Source organism: Streptomyces murinus, from assembly GCF_002154555.1.
GTDB classification, from domain to species: domain Bacteria; phylum Actinomycetota; class Actinomycetes; order Streptomycetales; family Streptomycetaceae; genus Streptomyces; species Streptomyces murinus.
Map to the genome: position 1 here is coordinate 1 of NZ_MUNF01000774.1, position 3705 is coordinate 3705.

The 3705-nt window shown below is 68.7% G+C and carries 5 protein-coding genes and 1 tRNA gene; 3 read left to right on the plus strand and 3 right to left on the minus strand.

Going from position 1 to position 3705, the window contains the following annotated elements:
* Nucleotides 1–120: 120 nt before the first annotated feature.
* A tRNA-Tyr gene (locus CCN72_RS34765) sits at nt 121–202 on the minus strand.
* Between the two features lie 224 nt (nt 203–426).
* Between CCN72_RS34765 and CCN72_RS34770 the strand changes: the two genes are divergently transcribed.
* On the plus strand, nt 427–915 hold the full coding sequence (locus CCN72_RS34770; protein WP_085566096.1) for a YajQ family cyclic di-GMP-binding protein: 489 nt from the start codon (nt 427–429) through the stop codon (nt 913–915).
* Nucleotides 916–989: 74 nt separating this feature from the next.
* On the opposite strand, the gene CCN72_RS34775 is transcribed toward CCN72_RS34770, so the two are convergent.
* Nucleotides 990–1259 (minus strand): GlsB/YeaQ/YmgE family stress response membrane protein, encoded by a 270-nt coding sequence (locus CCN72_RS34775; protein ID WP_037663330.1) that lies wholly within the window; start codon nt 1257–1259, stop codon nt 990–992.
* Between the two features lie 270 nt (nt 1260–1529).
* On the opposite strand from CCN72_RS34775, the gene CCN72_RS34780 reads away from it, so the two are divergent.
* Together CCN72_RS34780 and CCN72_RS34785 are read left to right on the plus strand one after the other, a co-directional pair.
* Nucleotides 1530–1931, plus strand: a complete 402-nt coding sequence (locus tag CCN72_RS34780) for a YccF domain-containing protein (protein ID WP_085568698.1) — start codon at nt 1530–1532, stop codon at nt 1929–1931.
* A 121-nt stretch (nt 1932–2052) separates the two neighbouring features.
* A complete protein-coding gene (locus tag CCN72_RS34785; RefSeq protein ID WP_086812341.1) occupies nt 2053–2610 on the plus strand; it encodes a DoxX family protein in 558 nt (185 codons plus the stop codon).
* Nucleotides 2611–2704: 94 nt separating this feature from the next.
* Here CCN72_RS34785 and htpX read toward each other — a convergent pair whose 3' ends face one another.
* Nucleotides 2705–3568, minus strand: a complete 864-nt coding sequence (htpX, locus tag CCN72_RS34790) for a zinc metalloprotease HtpX (RefSeq protein WP_086812343.1) — start codon at nt 3566–3568, stop codon at nt 2705–2707.
* Nucleotides 3569–3705: the final 137 nt, after the last annotated feature.

Below are 3705 nucleotides of genomic sequence, written 5' to 3' on the forward strand. Positions count from 1 at the left end.
GGTCGGGGGCCGGTCGGGGGGCGCCGGCTCCCGGCGCCCCCCATCGTTCGGTCGGGATCCGACAACGAGAAACCCCCTCTGATCAGGTAATCAACCTGATCAGAGGGGGTTTCCCTACTGTGGCGGCGCCAGGATTCGAACCTGGGAAGGCTGAGCCGGCAGATTTACAGTCTGCTCCCTTTGGCCGCTCGGGCACACCGCCAAGTTTGCTGCCAATCGAACCCGCTTGCGGCGGTGTTCCCCGGCAACGACGTAAACAATACCTGATCCACGGGGGTGCTTCGCCACCCGGTTGATCTCCAGCCCCCGGGTCCCGGGGTGGCTAGGCTGGTGCGGATGCGGCCCGGCAGGATGCCGGGCCCGGCGGCCGCCGCCGCGCACGCCGGCACGCACCGACACGCACCCCGATACAAGGAGCCACAGGACATGGCCGACTCCAGTTTCGACATCGTCTCGAAGGTCGAGCGGCAGGAGGTCGACAACGCCCTCAACCAGGCCGCCAAGGAGATCTCCCAGCGCTACGACTTCAAGGGCGTCGGCGCCTCGATCGCGTGGTCCGGGGAGAAGATCCTCATGGAGGCGAACTCCGAGGAGCGGGTGAAGGCCGTCCTCGACGTCTTCCAGTCCAAGCTGATCAAGCGGGGCATCTCGCTGAAGGCACTGGACGCGGGCGAGCCCCAGCTGTCCGGCAAGGAGTACAAGATCTTCGCCTCCATCGAGGAGGGCATCTCCCAGGACAACGCCAAGAAGGTGGCGAAGATCATCCGCGATGAGGGCCCCAAGGGCATCAAGGCCCAGGTCCAGGGCGACGAGCTGCGCGTCAGCTCCAAGAGCCGCGACGACCTCCAGGCCGTGATCGCCCTCCTGAAGGGCAAGGACTTCGACTTCGCGCTCCAGTTCGTGAACTACCGGTAGGAACCGGGAGCGGAACGGAGAGAAGGGTGGGGCCCCTGCGGGCGCCCACCCTTCCGTGCTGTCGGGGGCAGTGCTCAGCTACGGCGGGAGTTGCCGAAGACCAGCCGGTAGGCGATCAGCAGCACCAGCGAACCGCCGATGGCCGCGACCCAGGTGGCACCGTCGAAGAAGTGCTTGCTGACCGGGTGGTCGAGCCAACGGGACGAGATCCAGCCACCGACGAACGCGCCCAGGATGCCGATGACGGTCGTACCCAGGAGGCCGCCGGGGTCGCGCCCCGGCAGCAGGAACTTGGCTATGGCTCCGGCCAGCAGCCCCAGAATGATCCAAGCGATGATGCCCATAGCGCCAACCCTGCCCTTTCGCGCCCGGTGCGCACAGCCTCGTTCGTGAGATCTTGGTGAGGATGAGCGGTCCGCCGGGCGCACGTTCGTGCCGTCTTGGTGAACAGGACGCCGGCAAACCTCCCCCTGGTTGCCGCCGCCGGGTCGGGGGTTCGTCCCGGACCGTTCCCGATCTCGCCACAGAGCGCTCCGGTACTGCTCGAAAAGTGTGATCGGCTGATACTTGTGGCAGCAGGGAAGCCCGGCGCAGTGACCCGAGAGGTGCCGATCATGAAGGTGTTCAACCTGCTGCTCAACATCCTGTGGCTGCTCTTCTGCGGCATCTGGCTGTCGATCGGCTATCTGATCGCCGCGCTGATCTGTTTCATCCTGATCATCACGATCCCGTTCGGCATCGCCTCGCTGCGCATCGCCGGGTTCGTGCTGTGGCCGTTCGGCCGGACCGCCGTGGAGCGGCCGGACGCCGGTACCGGATCGGTCATCGGCAACGTCATCTGGGTGATCTTCGCGGGCTGGTGGCTGGCCCTGGAGCATCTGATCACCAGCATCCCGCTGTTCCTGTCGATCATCGGGATCCCCTTCGGCTGGGCCAATCTGAAGCTCATCCCGATCTCGCTGATGCCGCTGGGCCGCGAGATCGTCCGCACGGACCAGGGGTTCGGCGGCCGCTGATCGATGTGCGGAGGCGCCGTACCTCCGGAATCATCGCTACAGGGGCGGTGACGACGGGGGCACAGACGCCTGTCCAGGCCTGGGGGAAGCGCACATCCCGGCATCCGTACGGAGTCCTCAGATGCCCAGGAATCACATCGGCCCGACCACTGCCGCCGCACCCTCGGCCACCCGGCAGGGGGCCGGCCATACGGGGGTGAGCGCGGCGGACTGCGGGCTGCTGCTGCTCCGGCTGACCTTCGGGCTGTTCCTCGCGGGGCACGGGTCCCAGAAGCTCTTCGGACTGTTCGGCGGGCAGGGGCTCACGGCCACCGGCAAGGGGTTCGAGTCGCTCGGCTACCGCCCCGGCAAGCTCTTCGCCGCGATCGGCGGCCTCTCCGAGCTCCTCGGCGGTCTCGGCCTCGCCGCCGGGCTGCTCGTACCGCTCGCGGCCGCCGCGATCGTGGGCGTGATGATCAACGCCATGGTCACCGTGAGCGCCGCCCACGGGGTATGGGTGGACAAGGGCGGGGTGGAGTACAACATCGGCATCGCCGTCGTCGCCCTCGCCGTCGCGGCCATCGGGCCCGGCCGGCTCGCCCTGGACCGCTTCTTCCGGTGGGGGGAGGGCGGCTGGCCTCAGGCCGCCTTCGCCCTGGTGCTCGGCGGCTTGGGGGCGGCGCTCGCGCTGGCCCTGTGAGGGGCGGCCGGGTGAAAGCCCTGCCAGCCGGATGAAAGTCGTACCAGCCGGGTGTGAAAGCCCTACCGGCCGGACGAAGGCCGTACCGCCGGCCTCACAGCCTGCGGCCCGCCATGCCCTCCAGGCGCTGGATCCGCTCCGCCATCGGCGGGTGCGTGGAGAACATCTTCGACAGCCCCTGGCCCGGGCGGAACGGGTTCGCGATCATCATGTGGCTCGCGGTCTCGATCCGCGGCTCGGGCGGCAGCGGCAGCTGCCGGGTGCCGATCTCCAGCTTGCGCAGGGCGCTCGCGAGGGCCAGCGGGTCACCGGTGAGCTGGGCGCCCGAGGCGTCCGCCTCGTACTCCCGGGAGCGGCTGATGGCCAGCTGGATCAGCGTGGCGGCGAGCGGGCCCAGGATCATGATCAGGAGCATGCCGAGCAGGCCGGGGCCCTCGTCGTCGTCCGAACGGCCGATCGGGATCAGCCAGGCGAAGTTCACCAGGAACATGATCACCGAGGCGAGCGCGCCGGCCACCGAGGAGATGAGGATGTCCCGGTTGTAGACATGGCTCAGTTCGTGCCCGATGACGCCGCGCAGCTCGCGCTCGTCCAGCAGGCGCATGATGCCCTCGGTGCAGCACACGGCCGCATTGCGCGGATTGCGGCCCGTGGCGAAGGCGTTCGGGGCCTCGGTCGGGGAGATGTAGAGCCGGGGCATGGGCTGGCGGGCCTGCGTGGAGAGCTCGCGGACCATGCGGTACAGCGCCGGGGCCTCGAACTCGCTCACCGGGCGGGCCCGCATCGCGCGCAGGGCGAGCTTGTCGCTGTTCCAGTACGCGTACGCGTTCGTGCCGAGGGCGATCAGGACTGCGACGATCAGCCCGGTGCGGCCGAAGAAGCCGCCGATGACGATGATGAGCGCCGACAGTCCCCCGAGGAGTACTGCGGTCCTGAGCCCGTTGTGCCGGCGGTGCACCGTACGCCCTCCAAGTGGTACTGCGGGGAACCCTTCGGTCCAGTCCTTCGGTCCAGTGGACCCTTCCGCTCTGGTCAACGCCAGGCGGCGGTCACAAGTTCCCAGGTGGGCGGGGGCGGGCGCGGCGGCTGTACGAG

Bases quoted from the DNA above. Each gene is read 5' to 3' on its own strand.
- CCN72_RS34785 (WP_086812341.1), top strand. From the start codon at position 2,053: ATGCCCAGGAATCACATCGGCCCGACCACTGCCGCCGCACCCTCGGCC.
- CCN72_RS34770 (WP_085566096.1), top strand. From the start codon at position 427: ATGGCCGACTCCAGTTTCGACATCGTCTCGAAGGTCGAGCGGCAGGAG.
- CCN72_RS34775 (WP_037663330.1), bottom strand. From the start codon at position 1,259: ATGGGCATCATCGCTTGGATCATTCTGGGGCTGCTGGCCGGAGCCATA.
- CCN72_RS34780 (WP_085568698.1), top strand. From the start codon at position 1,530: ATGAAGGTGTTCAACCTGCTGCTCAACATCCTGTGGCTGCTCTTCTGC.